12 protein-coding genes are annotated in these 16,810 nt (G+C 49.2%); 10 read left to right on the top strand and 2 right to left on the bottom strand.

What is annotated here, in order from left to right; translation table 11 throughout:
• Window positions 1–70 precede the first annotated feature (70 nt).
• The 5 genes from HNQ56_RS05280 to HNQ56_RS05260 all read left to right on the top strand — a co-directional run bounded on the left by HNQ56_RS05280 (window position 71) and on the right by HNQ56_RS05260 (window position 6,358).
• Window positions 71–2,389, top strand: coding sequence for a DUF5005 domain-containing protein (locus HNQ56_RS05280; protein ID WP_429143517.1), 2,319 nt, complete (start codon window positions 71–73; stop codon window positions 2,387–2,389).
• Complete coding sequence (locus HNQ56_RS05275; protein WP_429143515.1) at window positions 2,370–3,251, top strand: acetylxylan esterase; 882 nt, start codon at window positions 2,370–2,372, stop codon at window positions 3,249–3,251. The genes HNQ56_RS05280 and HNQ56_RS05275 overlap by 20 nt, the downstream gene beginning before the upstream one ends.
• Window positions 3,252–3,261: 10 nt before the next feature.
• The gene (locus tag HNQ56_RS05270) at window positions 3,262–4,158 is read left to right on the top strand and encodes an ROK family protein (RefSeq protein ID WP_429143513.1); all 897 of its coding nucleotides are present in this window, start codon (window positions 3,262–3,264) and stop codon (window positions 4,156–4,158) included.
• A gap of 15 nt (window positions 4,159–4,173) precedes the next feature.
• Window positions 4,174–5,898: a class I mannose-6-phosphate isomerase gene (locus HNQ56_RS05265; protein WP_429143512.1), complete on the top strand. Its 1,725-nt coding sequence runs from the start codon at window positions 4,174–4,176 to the stop codon at window positions 5,896–5,898.
• A 115-nt stretch (window positions 5,899–6,013) separates the two neighbouring features.
• Window positions 6,014–6,358 carry a PilZ domain-containing protein gene (locus HNQ56_RS05260; protein ID WP_429143510.1) on the top strand — a complete coding sequence of 115 codons (345 nt, stop codon included), beginning with the start codon at window positions 6,014–6,016 and terminating at the stop codon, window positions 6,356–6,358.
• Between the two features lie 83 nt (window positions 6,359–6,441).
• Here HNQ56_RS05260 and fliK read toward each other — a convergent pair whose 3' ends face one another.
• Entirely contained in the window at window positions 6,442–8,445 is a 2,004-nt protein-coding gene (gene fliK, locus HNQ56_RS05255) for a flagellar hook-length control protein FliK (RefSeq protein ID WP_429143508.1), read from the bottom strand.
• A 448-nt stretch (window positions 8,446–8,893) separates the two neighbouring features.
• On the opposite strand from fliK, the gene pflB reads away from it, so the two are divergent.
• The 5 genes from pflB to HNQ56_RS05230 all read left to right on the top strand — a co-directional run bounded on the left by pflB (window position 8,894) and on the right by HNQ56_RS05230 (window position 15,015).
• Complete coding sequence (gene pflB, locus HNQ56_RS05250; RefSeq protein WP_429143826.1) at window positions 8,894–11,119, top strand: formate C-acetyltransferase; 2,226 nt, start codon at window positions 8,894–8,896, stop codon at window positions 11,117–11,119.
• Between the two features lie 263 nt (window positions 11,120–11,382).
• Window positions 11,383–12,123 carry a pyruvate formate-lyase-activating protein gene (pflA, locus tag HNQ56_RS05245; protein ID WP_429143506.1) on the top strand — a complete coding sequence of 247 codons (741 nt, stop codon included), beginning with the start codon at window positions 11,383–11,385 and terminating at the stop codon, window positions 12,121–12,123.
• A gap of 161 nt (window positions 12,124–12,284) precedes the next feature.
• The gene (locus HNQ56_RS05240; RefSeq protein WP_429143504.1) at window positions 12,285–12,830 is read left to right on the top strand and encodes a hypothetical protein; all 546 of its coding nucleotides are present in this window, start codon (window positions 12,285–12,287) and stop codon (window positions 12,828–12,830) included.
• Entirely contained in the window at window positions 12,831–13,511 is a 681-nt protein-coding gene (locus HNQ56_RS05235) for an energy-coupling factor transporter transmembrane component T family protein (protein WP_429143502.1), read from the top strand.
• Entirely contained in the window at window positions 13,504–15,015 is a 1,512-nt protein-coding gene (locus HNQ56_RS05230) for an ABC transporter ATP-binding protein (protein WP_429143501.1), read from the top strand. The genes HNQ56_RS05235 and HNQ56_RS05230 overlap by 8 nt, the downstream gene beginning before the upstream one ends.
• A 313-nt stretch (window positions 15,016–15,328) precedes the next feature.
• On the opposite strand, the gene HNQ56_RS05225 is transcribed toward HNQ56_RS05230, so the two are convergent.
• Window positions 15,329–16,639 (bottom strand): IS30 family transposase, encoded by a 1,311-nt coding sequence (locus HNQ56_RS05225; protein ID WP_429143499.1) that lies wholly within the window; start codon window positions 16,637–16,639, stop codon window positions 15,329–15,331.
• Between the last annotated feature and the right edge of the window lie 171 nt (window positions 16,640–16,810).

Here is a 16,810-nt window from a genome sequence, read left to right as displayed (position 1 = left end):
TATAACCCCCGGTTTGACTGTGGGGGACGGGGAGTAAGCCGGAATGCATGGCAGGAACAGAGGTGTAAAGGTGAAAATCGACAGAAAAATCATAGGAATAATCCTTCTGGGTATGATTGCGGCGGCGCTGGTCTCCTGCGGAAAAAAGGGAGGATCCGCCGGAGAAAATGATCCGCCGGAGATTCCCGCGGAAACAAAGGAGGTCCTGGATACGGAATATATAGGAGCATCTGTGGCAGTACAGGAGGTCGGGAAGATGCTTCCCCTAAGCGCAATGGAGGAAGCTTATCAGGCTGTTTCAGACAATTCCGGCATGAGCGGAAACGGAGGCCGGATTCATTTGCATTCCAATGCGGCAGAGGATATGTACAAGGGGGATGGGAAGGACTTTATCTTCGATATCGGACATATCGACCAGCTGGGAGAATTGTATATTTGGAATTATAACGGGGAAGGAGACACCGCAAGCGGACTGAAGGAAATCGCCGTTTCTTATTCCGAGGACAATATCGCCTACAGTGAGCCGGTCAGCTATATTCTGGAGGAGGCGACGGGAGAGGACGGAGGGAAGGCCGCGGGTACGGATAAGGGAAGAGCTGTCGGTTTCAACGGAGCCAGTGCCAGATATATAAAGCTTACGGCCCTCCGCAATTATGGCGGAAGCGGCAACGGCCTGAGTGAAGTCCGGCTATTCCGCTATAAACAGCCTGCTGCGGCAGGGGAGAGCATTGCCTGCTCGCCTCTGGAGCGTTATATCAACGGGAAATGGTCTGCAGCAGCCGAGGATTATAATTTTGTCAATGGAACAGGCTTGAGTGACCGGTTTTCGGCTGAGGCGGTCCATGACAATAAGCCGGAGCATATGTTCAGCCAGAAGGCATCGGCGATAGATTTTCTTATAGACCTGAAGGGGCAGTATCCGGTGTCACAGCTGGTGCTTTGGAATTATAATGACCCGGAGCATCTGGACTACGGGCTGCAGGACTTCCGGCTCAAGATATCCGATGACTGCACTACCTGGAAGACAGTCGGCAGCTATACTCTGGACAGAGCGGACGGAAGCGAAGAGCTGCCCCCTTCTATAATTATAGATATGAAAAATGTGCAGACCCACTATATCAGGATAGAAATCATGAGCAATTACGGCGGAAGCCGTGTGGGGCTGAGTGAGGCCGCTGCTTTTCTTGGCGAGGGCTGGTACTGTGAGGAAGCCCCGGACTACACTGCTTTGTTTTCCCGCTATGAAGGCTGGGCGGGAGCGGATGGAATCTACACGGTGAATCTGGATGGGAAGGACTATAACTACCAGCGTGATAAAGAGGAGCAGAATACCTTTTTTGTATTCAGCGACACGATTATCTCCAAGGTGGATCCCAGGACGGATCTGCGCAGTGAGGTGCTGATGCTTAATAACACCAGCGCATTGCTGCGGGGAGGCTTGCCCGACCCGGGGCGGATAAGTTTCCGCATCCAGCCAAAGGACGGCAATACGGCTAACATTCTTCCAAGCCCCGGACTTCCTGCAACAAAGGCGGGAAAGGAGATTTATTACTGGCTTGGGGATACCTTTGTGATTGGCGATTATCTGTATGTGTATGCACTGCGGATCGATTCCGTGCCCACGGTATTCGGTTTTGAGCAGATCGGAGCAGATCTGGCAAGATATGATATTGTGGACGGAGCGGTTAACTATAGTTCGCTGAAGCTGATCAATGATGATAAAAAGCAGCTCTGTGATACGGCAGATTCCAGGAATAAATGGTATTTTGGCGGGGCTGTCTACCAGAGCACGGAGGAGGCAGGCGTTATGAATCCCGACGGTTATATCTATGTCTATGGATATAATGATGTGGAGAATAAAGGGCGCAGGCTGGTGGTATCCAGAGTGAAGCCGGAGAATATCGAGAATTTTGGAGCCTATGAATACCTGAGCAGCGACGGCGGCTGGAGCCGGGAGGTGCCGTCAGAGTTCCTGTCCCTGGAGGAGGGCGTTGCGCCGGAATGCAGTGTAACACAGCTTCAATCCGGCGAAAACAAAGGAAAGTATCTGTTTGTCTGGAGTCATCTGACCAACACCGCAACCATTAAAGCATCCATTTCCGATACCCCTTATACGCCCTTCCGGGACCAGACCATTATCTATACTCATGATACTACCCTGACTATTCCCGGCAAGGGCAATAACACCTATAATGCGAAGGCACATCCGGCACTCTCCGGACCGGAGGAAATCCTCATTTCCTATAATGTGAACGGGGAGGACTGCTTCCGGTACGGTGATATCTATCGGCCCAGGTTCCTGAGGCTTGCCATGACAGCCGCAAAAAATAAAGCAGTACCTATGGAAACAGAAGGAGGTTCGTCAGACAATGAATCAAAAGGATATTGACCTATGGGTGGAAGCCATCCGAAAGGAAGGGGAGCGCCCCTGTATTTACAGGGAGGAATATATGGACCCCTTCTCCATTCCTATGTATATATTCCAGTCCATCGGCGCAGACCGCTTCGTGCGGATAGAAAGCGAGGGTTATGATCCGTTTTATTGCTATTTCCAGCCCTGCTTTAATAAGAGCGCTCCGCTGATTGTTCATACACCCGGATACGGAGGGGAGATGAGCATGCATCCGGAGCTGGCCCAGTATTTTCACGTACTTCATATCAATCCCCTGGGCTACACCACTCCGAAGGGAAAGGATGTGGCAAAGATGACCATGAACGGTGTGGGAAGCGTGCTGCCGGATACCTTTACCAGCGGAGCAAAGAAGGGCTACTTTACCTGGCTGGTCAACTGTGTGATGGCTGTCCGCTGGGCGCTGTCACAGGAAAATGTACTGCCGGACAGAGTCTCCTTCTTCGGCACCAGTCAGGGGGGCGGGGCGGCAATGCTGCTGGGCTCTGTTTTTCAGGACATTACAAGGGCGGTTGCCAGTGATCAGCCCTTTCTTACCAACTTTGCAATGGCCGGAAACAGGGGGGCCTATGCCATGGGCAGGGAGCTGTATGAGGCCGGTTCCCGGGAGACGGCCAGGGCAGAATATTTAATGGATACCATTCATCATGTACATCGCTTTACCTTTCCGGTATTGCTGACCAGCGGGGGCAGGGATGAGACCTGTCCTCCGGAAACCATTGCTGATTTATTTGACAGAATCAAGGGTACAAAATCCTATACCCATTTTGAAGACTTACCCCATGGCTATAACCGGGAGTTTGTACAAATGGCTAAGGCGTGGTTTCTGATTTATGCATAGGAGGGGTGCGATGTATTCTATAGGAATTGATATCGGCGGTATATCGGCAAAGATAGGAGTGGTTCAGAAGCAGAAGCTGAAGCTGAACGCGGTCAGAACCGTTCCTACCAATAGCAGTATGGAATATGAAGTCTTCCTGTCCCAGGTATTTACTGCCATGGAAGAACTGACGGAGGAAGCGGGAAGAGATGGACTGGACATGGTTGGAATCAGTTCCTGCGGATTAATTGACAGCAGGGAAGGAAGAATAACCTATTCCAACAATATCCGGTGGGAGAACAAGAGCATTGTTTCAGATGTTGGGGGACGGTGGCAGGTGCCGGTTAAGATTGCAAACGATGCAAAATGCGCTCTTCTGGCAGAAGCCCTATACGGCGCCGGAAGAGGCTTTGACAGGGTATGTATGATCACCCTTGGCACCGGAGTGGGAGGAGGTTTTATGACCGGGGGAAGACTGGATACAGGAACCCTTCACGGGGATGCCTCCGGTATCCTCGGCCATATGACGGTGGAGGCGGGAGGAAGGCAGTGTACCTGCGGACGCAGGGGCTGTCTGGAAGCCTATGCATCCTCCAGCGCGCTGATGGCTTCCTACCGGGAGCGGACCGGCATGGAGATTACCACGAAGGAGATCTTCCACCGGGTCCGGTGCGGTGAAGAGGGTGCCCTGACTGTCTTTCATGAGTTTTGCTATTATCTCGGAGAAGGCCTGGTCAGCTTTGGTAACATCCTGCGTCCGGAAATCATTATAATCGGCGGAGGCATCTCCAATTCTGCAGATTTATTTATTGACGTTCTCAGTGAGACGGTCAGTAAGGGTGTCTATGGCGGTGAAGCAATCCCCATACGGATTGCCGCCGCCGTACTGGGCAACGACGCGGGCATGATTGGAGCAACATTATTATAATCAGGAGGAAATCAAGTGTTTAAAGGATATGGAAATTATGATAAATACCCTGAAAAGGTACTCCATGGATTTGAAGCGGTGCAGGGTTATGATAAAATCGCGGAGGTCATAAAAAAGGAAGCGGGCACCAGGGAACGCCATGTAGTGACCCTGGAGCTGTATACCGAAGTGGATATCCGGGAGATACTGGAGGGATTGAAGGGACTTCCGGCTCTTTTTATCAATGCAGAGGACTGCATGGTCAGTGATGAGGAGTACAACGAAAGGATTCAGCCGTTTCTGACTCAGGACAGAGTGTTCGGCATCATGAATACAATGAATATTAAGGACTTTTATTTCCCGGAAAGGGTGGAGGAGATGCGGGAAAGCATTGCCTCTGCAAAAGGCCTTGTCATTGTCTATGGTGTCGGGGCTTCCCTGGTATGTGAGGGAGATACCTTGATTTATGCGGATATGGCAAGATGGGAGATACAGTGCCGCTTTGCGAAGGGCTGGTCCAACTGGAAATCACGCAATCAGGATGCGCCGAAGCTGGCCAAATTCAAACAGGGCTTTTTTGTGGAATGGAGAATGGCGGACAGACTGAAGCGTGGTTTATTTGACCGGATGGACTATCTGCTGGACACAAACGAAGCAGGTGTGCCGAAGCTTGTAACAGGAGAGGGCTTCCGTACGGGACTGCGTAAATTTGCCTCCGAGCCCTTCCGGCTGGTGCCCTATTTTGCACCGGAGGTATGGGGGGGCCAGTGGATGAAGGAGGTATGCGGCCTCGACAGGAGCAGTCCCAATTATGCCTGGGCTTTCGACGGAGTGCCGGAGGAGAACAGTCTCTATTTGAGATTTGGAGAGGTCAGAATTGAAATCCCATCCATTGATGTGGTCTTTTATTGTCCGCAGCAGCTGCTGGGGCACCGTGTACATGCACGATTTGGGGATGAATACCCCATTCGCTTTGATTTTTTGGATACCATGGGCGGGCAGAATCTTTCCCTGCAGGTACATCCCTTAACGGAGTACATCCAGAATACCTTCAATATGCATTATACGCAGGATGAGAGCTATTATATTCTGGATTGTGAGGAGAACTGTGATGTTTATCTGGGATTAAAGGATGGAATTGACCAGGAAGAGATGCTGGAGGAGCTAAGGAGGGCACAGCTGGGGGAGACCGCCTTTGATGCGCCCAAATACGTGAACACCTGGACGGTAAGGAAGCACGACCATTATCTGATACCGGGAGGAACCATACATTGCAGCGGAAGGAATACCATGGTGCTGGAAATCAGTGCGACACCTTATATCTTTACCTTTAAGCTGTGGGATTGGGGCAGGGTAGGGCTGGACGGTCTGCCAAGGCCGGTGCATATTGACCATGGTGAGAAGGTTATTCAATGGGACCGCACCACCGAATGGGTAAAGGAGAACCTGATCAATGTCTTTGAGACAATCAGTGAGGACGAGGTAAATAAGATAGAGAGAACCGGTCTTCATGAACGGGAATTTATTGAAACAAGAAGATACACCCTTAGAGCAGAATGCAGGGTGGCAAGTGAGGGCAGTGTGAGCACCTGCAACGTGGTGGACGGCGAAGGAGCTGTAATTGAGAGCGTGGACGGAGCCTTTGAACCCTTTGAAGTGCATTACGCTGAGACCTTCATCATACCGGAGAGCGTCAGGGAATTCATCCTCCGCCCCCTTGGAAGTGAGGTTAAGATATTGCGGGCAACAGTGAGAGGATAATTGTTACACCCCAGGCTGGGGTGTAACTAATAATTTACCGGTTTTTTTATTATTGATTGTATATCCTCCCTGGTTAAGCTATAATAGTATCAAACAGCAAAACAGGGAGGGCGCCGTGGAAGAGAGAAGAAGAGCCAAAAGAATGCCAGTGAAGCTTTCATTGGAAATACTTAATTTATACAAGCAGAATCATGTTGAAGTGAGTAATCTGAATGCACCGATTGAGGTGATTAATATCTCGAAGTCGGGCATCGGTTTCCGGGCCCAGAGTGTATTGCCCCTGGGATATTATTTCAATGCCAGCATCGACCTGGGCACAGGGGAGATCCTGCATTCCGTGGTAGAGATTGTCCGCAGCCAGGAGGATGGGGATGCATTTCTCTACGGATGTGCATTTGTGGGAATGGCGGATGTGCTGTCCTTTATATTTGATGATTATGATGAGAAGATTGGTGAGTAATGCCCGGCAGGTATAAGAGAGCGAGCCGGTAATATTTTAAGAGACAAGGCTGTCCTGATTTTTGTTTGGACAGCCTTATTTTATCAGGTCCGGATATCAAAGCTGTAACGCTTTACCTCGCCCTCTCCGGCTCCTTCTTCTATGAAATCTCTGCTGAAATCCACTTTTTTATATTCGTCGGTAATCTCACTCTGAAGCTGATATCCTTTTTGAGCCAGGGCCTTCGTGAGGGAGGGGAGGGATTCTGACAGGATGCCTTGTGAGGACTCGTCCTCCAGACGGAAGCTGGCATGGACTGTGTTATGATCCATCCGTATCAGGATATTCATGGCACCTAGGTGGGGCATATCCAGGTGGAGGAGAACACTTAAGTTCTCCTTGCTTTGAAGCGCCTTCTTTTTGGTATAGACATAGAGCTCGCTGTGGATGGTCTGATCCTTTAGCTGTACCGGTAGCTGCAGATAGGTGAAGGCTTCGTTGAGATCCTTCATAAACCGGAGATGCTCCTGCAGCTGCTTTGCGGGTTCCTGGGATATTCCGTTCTCACCGGCCGGTTTTTTGAAGGCTGTGATGGAAGCGATCCGTTCCATATCCTCGGAAAGCTGTTGATACAGCTCCTTTGCCGCTGTTTTTCCTGCCAGCTTATTGGGGGTGAGCGTCCACCTGTCAAGGAATGCACCCTCCAGCAGCTTCTGATATTCCGGTGAGGATAAAAGCCGGGCAGCAGTCGCCTGATTCATATCCGGCAGTCTGTCCTGAAGATGGATCAGCAGATTCCGGACGGAAGCGGATCCGTCAGCAAGCCTTTCTGCTATTGCTTCAGACCCAGGAGTATGATCCAGCAGCTCAGCCAGAGAGGACGACTGGGAAGCATCCAGATACCGGGATACGGAGGCATGGGCCGGAAGCCCATGGGGAGAAGCGGAATTGTACTTTGCCAATAAATCGGAGATCATCTCCGGCATGGAGGAGGAGGGCGGCACCTCAGGTATGGGCGAAAAGGATATAGAAGCCGGGGGTATTTGACCTGTCAGCTGGTTCTCAACGGAGTATGCAATGTCCGCGGACAGCTTTGCGGCAAGGGCGGAAGCTTCCTCCAGGGTCATGGAACCCAGCTGTTCCGGCAGGAGGGAGGTTTGCAGTTCCTTAGCCAGCTGCAGCAGCGCATCCTTTCCATATATCTGTGCCAGCAAAGTATCCGCCGGGAGGGATGCCGAGCCTGGAGCAGTTCCATACAGCAGCTCCGTCAGGGCGCGGTTAATCCCAAGGCTTTGGGTCAGCGCCTCCTCAGCCGTGAGCCCGGACTGGGAAGGAAGAAGGCCTTCCGCCGGGGAAGAAGGCAGGAAGAGCTGCTTATGGACGGAGCTGGACTGGGAACCGGCCTGGAGCTCTGGGCCGGCAAAGGAGCCATCTTCGGGGAGAAGCAGCTCGGTAAGGCCCTTCACGGTCTGCCGGATATCCTCTATCAGCTGTGCGGTTCCGTTCTGATAAGCCTGGAACTGGTTTACATTCCCTCCATTGATGGGAATATTATTCTTATACATTAACACCAGGGTGAGAGAGGCCGCATCCCGGTAGGTATGAGACAATTGGATCATGGTTTGAAGCGTCTGCTTATCTACGGGCAGGGTATGGCGAAGGAGCTCCTCAACAATCTGTTTATTACGGTCAGTCATGGGGAAGCCGGAAGCAGTAAGAGCTTTCTGTACCGTGGGATCAACGGGAGAAGAGGTCTCGGGAATATATTTAAGTGTCAGGCGTTCCGGGCCGTCCCGGTGTCCGGGACTTTCCCCGGTTACCTGGAATTTTGCATTTTCTCCTATGGACAGGGGAACATTGCCGGAGATACGGGCGCTTATAACCTGCTTGCCCGGTTCAAGCCGGAGCTTTACCTCGTTATAGCGATGGTCCAGGATCTGCCCACGAAGCACCTGCCCCTCCTGCCACTGGGAGGGATTCGCAGAGGAAGAAGTGATTTGGCTTTCCTTTGCCCTTGCAGCCTCCAGCGCTTTATTCTCGGCGGCAGTACGGGCGATTCCGGGTTTATTCAATTTGGACCGGGGATCATATGATGATTGAATATCCATAGGAATAACCGTATGTTGTGAACAACCGATGGGTTGCCGGCAACGTATCCTTTCCTTCATAATGTATTAGTTATATCGACACCGCACCGGGATAAATAAAGAGCAGATCAGGATATCCTGTATATTTCAAAGACTTCCTCTTGAAAAATGATTATGATAATGATAGGATATATTGCAGGAGAAGCACGAGAATAATGCGTATTCCAGTAATCACCATAGATTGTGGGAAGGGTCCCTCTGGACTCTGTGTTATATAATGTGATTAGAATCACATTATTTTTATGTCTCCTGTGGTATGTATTAGGTGTAAATTGTAACAGGTGTAAGATGTTGGCAACCTGAAGAAATTATTTTGCCGCGGAAAAGCGGTGCAAGGTGTGAGGGATCATTTACAGCCGCCATTTTAGAAAGAAAGGCAGTCCCGCACTTAGAAAGGATGAATGACATGATGAGACAGGAATGGTATGATTTTAAACCAGGCAGTTGGATGACCGGAGTTAATGTAAGAAGCTTCATTCAACATAACTATACACCCTACGAAGGGGATGAAAGCTTCCTGGCCGGACCGACTGCCCGGACAAATAGGCTCTGGGAAAAGGTAATGGAGCTGATGAAGGAAGAGAACAGCAAGGGGATTCTGGAGGCGGAGACAGAGAAGCCCTCTACCATCACCGCCTTTGGTGCCGGGTACCTGGATAAAGAGAATGAGATCATTGTCGGATTTCAGACAGATAAGCCCTTAAAGCGCGGCATTATGCCCAACGGAGGAATCCGGGTGGTTAAGAATGCCCTGGAAGCTTATGGCTACCATTTGGATAAGAAAACAGAGGAGATATATTCAGAAAATAGAAAGACCCACAACGACGGGGTATTTGATGCCTATACTGATGCCATGAAGAAGGCAAGGCACAGCGGTATCATTACCGGACTTCCCGATGCTTACGGCAGAGGAAGAATTATCGGCGACTACCGCAGGGTAGCGCTGTATGGTGTAGATTTCCTCATCGAGGAGAAGGCGGAGGAGAAGAAGCTCTTAGAGATCCCGATTCTGGAAGCTCCGGACATCCGTCTGCGGGAGGAAATCAGCGAGCAGATTGGTGCGTTAAAGCAGCTTAAGGCAATGGCGGCATCCTATGGATATGATATCAGCCAGCCGGCGAAGAATTCCTTTGAAGCGACCCAGTGGACCTATTTTGCCTACCTGGGTGCCATCAAGGAACAGGACGGCGCGGCCATGAGCCTTGGAAGGGTCACCACCTTCCTGGATATTTATTATGAGAGGGATCTGAAGCAGGGATTGGCTACGGAGGAGGAGATCCAGGAGCTGATGGATCAGTTTGTAATGAAGCTGAGAATGGTTCGTTTCCTGCGTACCCCTTCCTATAATGATCTGTTCTCCGGCGATCCCACCTGGGTAACGGAATCCATCGGAGGAATGGGACTGGACGGACGTACTCTGGTTACCAAGAGCAGTTTCCGTGTGCTTCATACCCTTTATAACCTGGGACCCGCACCGGAGCCCAATCTCACTGTGCTGTGGTCCGTATTCCTCCCGGATGCATTTAAGAAATATTGTGCCAAGGTGTCCATCGATACCAGCTCCATTCAGTATGAGAGCGATGATCTTATGCGTGAAGTATGGGGAGATGATTACGGCATCGCCTGCTGTGTGTCCGCTATGCGGCTGGGCAAGCAGATGCAGTTCTTCGGTGCCCGTGCCAATCTGGCCAAGGCTCTGTTGTATGCCATCAATGGGGGCAAGGACGAGATCTACGGCGAGCAGGTAGGGCCGATGTTTGCACCGGTTACAGGGGATTATCTGGATTATGACGAGGTAATGTCCAAGTTTGACCAGACTCTGGACTGGTTGTCCGAGCTATACATTAACACCCTGAATGTAATTCACTACATGCATGATAAATATAATTATGAGCGTCTTCAGATGGCGCTGCATGATATTAATATTCTTCGTACGGAAGCCTGCGGTATCGCAGGGCTGTCGGTGGTAGCAGATTCCCTGTCTGCCATCAAATATGCGAAGGTAAAGGTGATCCGCAATGAAGCCGGTCTTGCCGTAGACTATGAAATCGAAGGGGAATATCCTGCATACGGTAATAATGATGACCGCGTGGATCAGATTGCAATCGATATTGTTGAGAAATTCATGAATAAGCTGCGCAAGGTTAAGACCTACCGGGAAGCAAAGCAGACACTTTCCGTATTGACCATTACCTCTAACGTGGTATATGGCAAGAAGACAGGAAGTACTCCTGATGGACGTAAGAAGGGGGATCCTTTTGCTCCCGGTGCCAATCCCATGCACGGAAGAGATAAGAAGGGTGCGCTGGCATCCATGGCTTCGGTAGCCAAGCTGCCCTATAAGCATGCGGAGGACGGAATTTCTTATACCTTCTCCATCGTTCCGAAGGCTTTGGGTAAGACTGGGGAACAGCGGACCGAGAATCTGAGCAACCTGCTGGACGGATATTTTAAGAGCAGAGGCCATCATATCAATGTCAATGTATTTGACCGTGAGACTCTGCTGGATGCCATGGATCATCCGGAGAAGTATCCTCAGCTCACCATCCGGGTATCCGGTTATGCGGTGAACTTTATCAAGCTGAGCCGTGAGCAGCAGCTGGATGTTATTAACCGTACCTTCCATGAACGTTAGAATTTAGTTGGATAAATCCCGGCAGAGGTACTGTGAGCCTGCCGGAAAGAAATGAAGTGAAGTCCGGGTATAGGGCTCTGTCATTTGAAGGAAGAAGAACCTATGATCAGCATGGCTGCATACCGGACTTCTTCCTTCTTTTCAGTAAATGACAGAATTTTAACAAAGAAATGGATGCTGCGGATAGAAGGGTGTAAGTAAGTGGAAAGAACTCAATGAATGGCCGGAATTCAGTTAATGGCCCGCGAGAGGAGAGCGAGTGCATGAGTGTATTAGGCAGGATACATTCTTTAGAAAGTTTTGGAACAGTGGATGGTCCGGGAATACGATTTGTGGTATTTCTTCAGGGCTGTCCTCTGCGCTGTAAGTTCTGTCATAACCCGGATACCTGGGATACCCATAAGGGAACAGAGTATTCGCCGGAAGAGCTGTTTCAGGAGATTATACAATATAAATCCTATCTGGAGTTTTCCAAGGGGGGAGTGACCTTCACCGGAGGAGAGCCCCTGCTTCAGGCCCCGTTTGTCCTGGAGGTATGCAAGCTGCTGAAGGCCCAGGGGATTTCCGTTGCCATTGATACCTCCGGTTTCATATGGAATGATGCGGTGAAGGAGGTTCTGGAATATACGGATCTGGTATTGCTGGATATTAAGAATTATGATCCCATTGTATACAAGGAGGTTACGGGAGTGCCGCTGGACCCCACCCTTCGCACCCTGGATTATCTCAGGGAGCATAAGATTGAGACCTGGATTCGGTATGTGCTTGTTCCGGGACTGACGGATAATCTGGACAGCGTAAGGGATTTATCCAGACACCTGGATCAATATCCTAATGTATCGAGGATTGAGCTGCTGCCTTTTCATAAAATGGGTGAGTATAAGTGGAAGGAGCTGGGGCTGTCTTACACTCTGGCCGATACGAAGGAGCCGGAGAAGGAATTGATTCGTGAGGTCAGGGAGATATTATCGGAAAACGGAAAGAAGGTATTTTCCGGTTCGTGACCGAAGGGGAGAGATTTCCCTATTATATAGAGGAAAGTTATATAGGAAAGTTTGTCCGCAAGCGGACCCTTTATATCCATTGAGAAGAATAGAGATACGGGGATATGAAGTTGGAAATGCAGATTTGTGTTCTCGAATTATAAGTGATAAGAGAGGTATGTATGATGAAATTGCAAAAGTTCACCATAAAAGATATCGTATTTATCGCAATTCTGTCCGCGGCGCTGGCATTGGCGGGACTGCTGGTAATGCCCCTGGTAATGTCCAGCACCTTATTCGGGTTAAGAAATATGGCCTCTGCTATTCTTTATTCCATCCTTGTCTTGATCGGTTTGATGAAGGTGCGAAAAATCGGAACCCTGACCTTGATCGGTCTGTTTCACGGCTCCGTTCTTCTTATGATGAGTCCGGTGATGTTCTGGAATATGATAATCGGAGGTTTTGTAAGTGAGCTTATTACCTGGCTCATTTTCCGCAGTTATGATAAGAATGGAGCAAAGCTGCTGGCGGCTACGTTGTTTATACCGTTAACCATTCCTGTGACGCTGGTGTTCACCATGCTCCTCCACGGACAATCCATAGGGGAGATCCTCAACCGGCCGGTGCTGTCGGGAGTGCTTTTTATTGCAACCATTCTGTTGAGCTACGCGGGGGCGAGAATTGGTTATAAAATCGGATGTGAGCTTCAAAGAGCGGGGAAATTATAGATGGAGAAACTATATGTCAAGAGACCTATCTATCCTTTGATCAGCCTTCTGTCTTCCGTGGCAGTGTTCTGCATCGGCCTGCTGGTGTCCAAGCGCCTGGCAATTCTGTATTTACTGGCGGCTCTGACGCTTATCTATATTCTCTTTGGCTATACCCGTGTTCTGGTCCGGGCAATTCCCTTGTTTCTGCTGATCGGCACTGTGATTGGAGCGGGGGCGGTATTGACCAGCAGGCAATACATGGCCGGTATCCAGACCTTGGGGAGAACCCTGCTGCTTGCCTATTCCTCCGTGGTTATGGTGGCGCTGCCCCCGGTCAATCTCACCCGTAATCTGGCCCAGCTGCGCCTGCCCCGGATTCTTACCCTGGGTATGCTGATCACAATACGATTTGTTCCCTTGCTGATCAATGAAATAAAACAGATCACAGAGGCGATGAAAACCAGAGGGGTTAAAGTCAGAATCTATCATCTGCCGTATTTGTACCGGGCATTTCTCCTTCCATTTCTGATGCGGCTGATAAGTATATCCGAGATTATGGCTGTATCAATTGAAACCAGAGGCTTTGCGCTGTCGGACACTTCCTACAGCGTTTATAAGCAGGTTCGTTTTGAGGTAAGGGACGGAGTATTTGCTTTGAGCATTGCGGCTGTTCTGGCGGGGGTGATGATCTATGGATAGAGCGGCGATTGAAATGCTTCATTATTCCTTCCGTTACCGGATGGCGGAGGAATGGGTGTTAAAGGATGTGGAGCTGAAGCTCCATTATGGGGAATTCATGCTTCTCTCCGGCCTGTCGGGAGAAGGAAAATCCACCTTGCTCCATTGCCTGAACCGGATTATCCCGCATATTATACAGGGCGAGGAGCAGGGAGAGCTGTTGATTGACGGTGCGGCAAGCGGGGACAGAAAACCCAGTGAAATCTCCAAGATCCTCGGGAGCGTGCTGCAGGATGCGGACAGTCAGATTATTAATTATATTGCGGAGGATGAGATTGCCTTTGGCTGTGAGAATCAGAATATGGCGCCGGAGCAGATCCGGGAGAGGATTGCCCTTGTCTGCAAGCAGCTGTGTCTGGAGCCTCAATGGTTTACCAGGAGCCTGTCCGGCGGACAGAAGCAAAGGCTGATCACCGCCTCCATCCTTGCCATGGGCCAGAAAATACTGGTCTTTGACGAACCGCTGGCGAATCTGGATCTGGAAGGGACCCATACTCTGCTGAGACTTTTAAAACAATTAACAAGGGAAGGGTATGCCGTTCTGATGATGGAACACCGGATCGACATGGTGCTTCCCTATGCGGATACTGTATATTGGCTGAAGAAGGGGAAGGTAATTCCTTATGAAGCTCTGCCGAAGGATTTTCTACAGCATGGTGTGATTCCCTGGAGCGCGGATATCGAATACAGTGGTAATAATGCGGATGATAGGAACCAGAAGCAGGGAAGGAAGGCTGTGTCCGGCTATGGATTGCAAACTTCAGAAGGTTTACAGCCCTGCTTTCGTATGGAAGGAATGGGGTATTCTGTAGAAGGTAAGCAGATTTTAAAGGATCTGAGCCTTACCCTGCATCGTGGAGAACGAGTTGTAATACTTGGAGAAAACGGATCGGGAAAGACTACTTTTCTGCGCTTGTTAGCCAGATTAATCAGGCCCACACAGGGGAGCCTGGAGCAGTTTCTGGAGCCGGGCAATGCAAAGCGCCCCTCCGGGGATTGGTACAGAAAGCTTGGATATGTATATCAGAATCCGAATTATCAGCTGTTTATGCCTACCGTGATCCAGGAGGTGGCATATCAGTCCTCCGGAAAAGAAATAGCGGAGGAGATGATACAGCGGTTTGAACTGGAGGAGCTGAGGAACAGGCATCCCCAATCCCTTTCCGAAGGCCAGAAGAGAAGGCTTACCATTGCTTGCATCATGGCGATGGAGCCCCAGGTACTTCTGCTGGATGAGCCCACAGTGGGGCAGGATTACAATGGATTAACCAATATCCTCCGTCAGCTGAAGCTGCTGCATGAGAAAAACAATTCCGCCATGATAACCATTACCCATGATTTCCGGTGTGCCAGGGCCTTTGCAGACCGCATTCTGTGGATCAGGCAGGGCAGACTTTACAAGGATGGGGGAGTGGAGCTGGCAGAGGAGTATTTCAAGGAGCTGTCCTTTGTGCCGGAGCAGTAAGGAACAGTAACCTTGAATAGGACATTCCAGAATAGGACATTCCTTGTTTTTTTGGTGAATTGAAAAAGTAAATTCCACTTTGCAAGATTAAATTCCACTGTAGCTGGGATTTTATAGAAAAGACATCATTTAGGACTGTACTAACCCCGATTTAAGGGGTATAATTGAGCAGCAAGCCAAGGTTTTAGTGATTTTTACACATTCAAACAAGGAATCGAATTTACGGGTCTTTTTTCGGAAGTTGTAAATTCCATCCCTGTGGGGGCCCTTTGATGGTTGTGTAAACTCCCTGACCTTGGTTTGTTTTTTTATTTTACAGATTTTTTTTCTTCAAAAGTTTTGGAGTAAGGATAATCTCCCCAGTGGGTATCTTTTTCAAGTTAAAAAGTTTTAAAAGCTCTTCCCCATACTGAAAGGCAAACACTTCATATGGACTTTTGTTTCCAAGAGATTTTCTCGCATAGGAGTTGATATGGCTCATCATTAAGTCGATTTGGTCTTGTGTGTATTGTCCGATGTCTACCCCTTTGGGAATAATCCTTCGAATCATTTCATGATTGTTTTCGCAGTTCGGCTTTTCATAAGGAGCATTGGCATTGCAGTAAAACAGCTTTGAGCGAGGATTTCCCTGCTTGTCGTATTCCATGGCCGCAGGGTTGGAAAACTCGCTTCCGTTATCCGCCAGGAAAAGAGGGAATACTTCGATAAAAATATCGGGACGCATCTGCAGATATAACTTTTCGAAGATATCAATCACGGATTGTGAATCGTTGGAAGAGCGTAAAAAAGCAAGCTGTAAATCTTGTTTCACAAAGTGTATGGTCAGTAAAACGGCCCCACCCTTGACCCCTTCTACGGTATCCAGCTGACGGGCAGAGACGTCAGAATGTTCCAGGAGATATTTTTTATAATCTTCATAAGTGCGGCCAATTTTGCATTGTTTATCAATCTTTAAGGCTTTCGCTTTCCCTTTCCTGGGACGCATCCGTATGGTGCGTGGCATATCGATATTTCTGGCAGAAAAAAGACCGTTGTTGACGTAGGTATATAAGGTCCGTTCTGACTTCATGACTTCATCCGTATGAAAAATGGAAATGTGATGAAGGGATTGTCCGTTCTTAAGCAGAGGAGAAATGACCTCATCCAGATGTTTTAATTCTGCTTCAGAGATGGCAAAGCCGGACCGGGATTCAGAGCGAAGGGTCTCGTATTGTGCCTGTGCATAAGAAGCTTTATAGAAAGCCTTTTCTAGACAACACCTGGTACGATTTGCGCAGGAATTACAAACATAGGGAGGTTTGCTTAAACGAGGACAAATGTATTTTTCATAGGAAAGGCAGGAGCCAGTGCATTGACCACAGGACCAGCAGGGGCGTTTTTTGGTGGTACAACGCTGGCAGACACAACGAAGGTCGCAATCATGACGAATAGAATGGATACAGTCGTTAAAAGCTTTACCATAGGAACCTGTCTTTTCAAAGAGAAGGTGTGCGCGGATCTCCTTTGAGATAGTGGTACAATCTTTGCCAAGCAAAAGGCCAATGGATTTGAAAGAGGAATCATTGCCAAGTTCGAGCTGGATGTTAGTTCTGTCATCAAGAGTTAAGTGTTTTTGTTTCTTCATAATCATATCCTCCACAGGAACCAAGGAGGGCAACCATGTTTTATACTATGATATCTTAATTTTCGGAAAGAGTAAATTCCATGTAGATGATTAGGCTGTTCGGAAGAAGTAAATTCCATGGTAAGGTGGAATTTAGTTTTGCAGCTCACATCCTTGTTTTTTTCGTTGACA

It is taken from the genome of Anaerotaenia torta (assembly GCF_050433395.1).
In the GTDB taxonomy this organism is placed as follows: Bacteria; Bacillota; Clostridia; order Lachnospirales; family Lachnospiraceae; genus Mobilitalea; species Mobilitalea torta.
Note: the sequence above shows the minus strand (reverse complement) of the source record. Positions and strands in the feature narration are given on the sequence as shown.

Bases quoted from the DNA above. Each gene is read 5' to 3' on its own strand.
- HNQ56_RS05275 (WP_429143515.1), top strand. From the start codon at position 2,370: ATGAATCAAAAGGATATTGACCTATGGGTGGAAGCCATCCGAAAGGAA.
- HNQ56_RS05270 (WP_429143513.1), top strand. From the start codon at position 3,262: ATGTATTCTATAGGAATTGATATCGGCGGTATATCGGCAAAGATAGGA.
- fliK (WP_429143508.1), bottom strand. From the start codon at position 8,445: ATGGATATTCAATCATCATATGATCCCCGGTCCAAATTGAATAAACCC.
- pflB (WP_429143826.1), top strand. From the start codon at position 8,894: ATGAGACAGGAATGGTATGATTTTAAACCAGGCAGTTGGATGACCGGA.
- pflA (WP_429143506.1), top strand. From the start codon at position 11,383: ATGAGTGTATTAGGCAGGATACATTCTTTAGAAAGTTTTGGAACAGTG.
- HNQ56_RS05240 (WP_429143504.1), top strand. From the start codon at position 12,285: ATGATGAAATTGCAAAAGTTCACCATAAAAGATATCGTATTTATCGCA.
- HNQ56_RS05235 (WP_429143502.1), top strand. From the start codon at position 12,831: ATGGAGAAACTATATGTCAAGAGACCTATCTATCCTTTGATCAGCCTT.
- HNQ56_RS05230 (WP_429143501.1), top strand. From the start codon at position 13,504: ATGGATAGAGCGGCGATTGAAATGCTTCATTATTCCTTCCGTTACCGG.
- HNQ56_RS05225 (WP_429143499.1), bottom strand. From the start codon at position 16,639: ATGAAGAAACAAAAACACTTAACTCTTGATGACAGAACTAACATCCAG.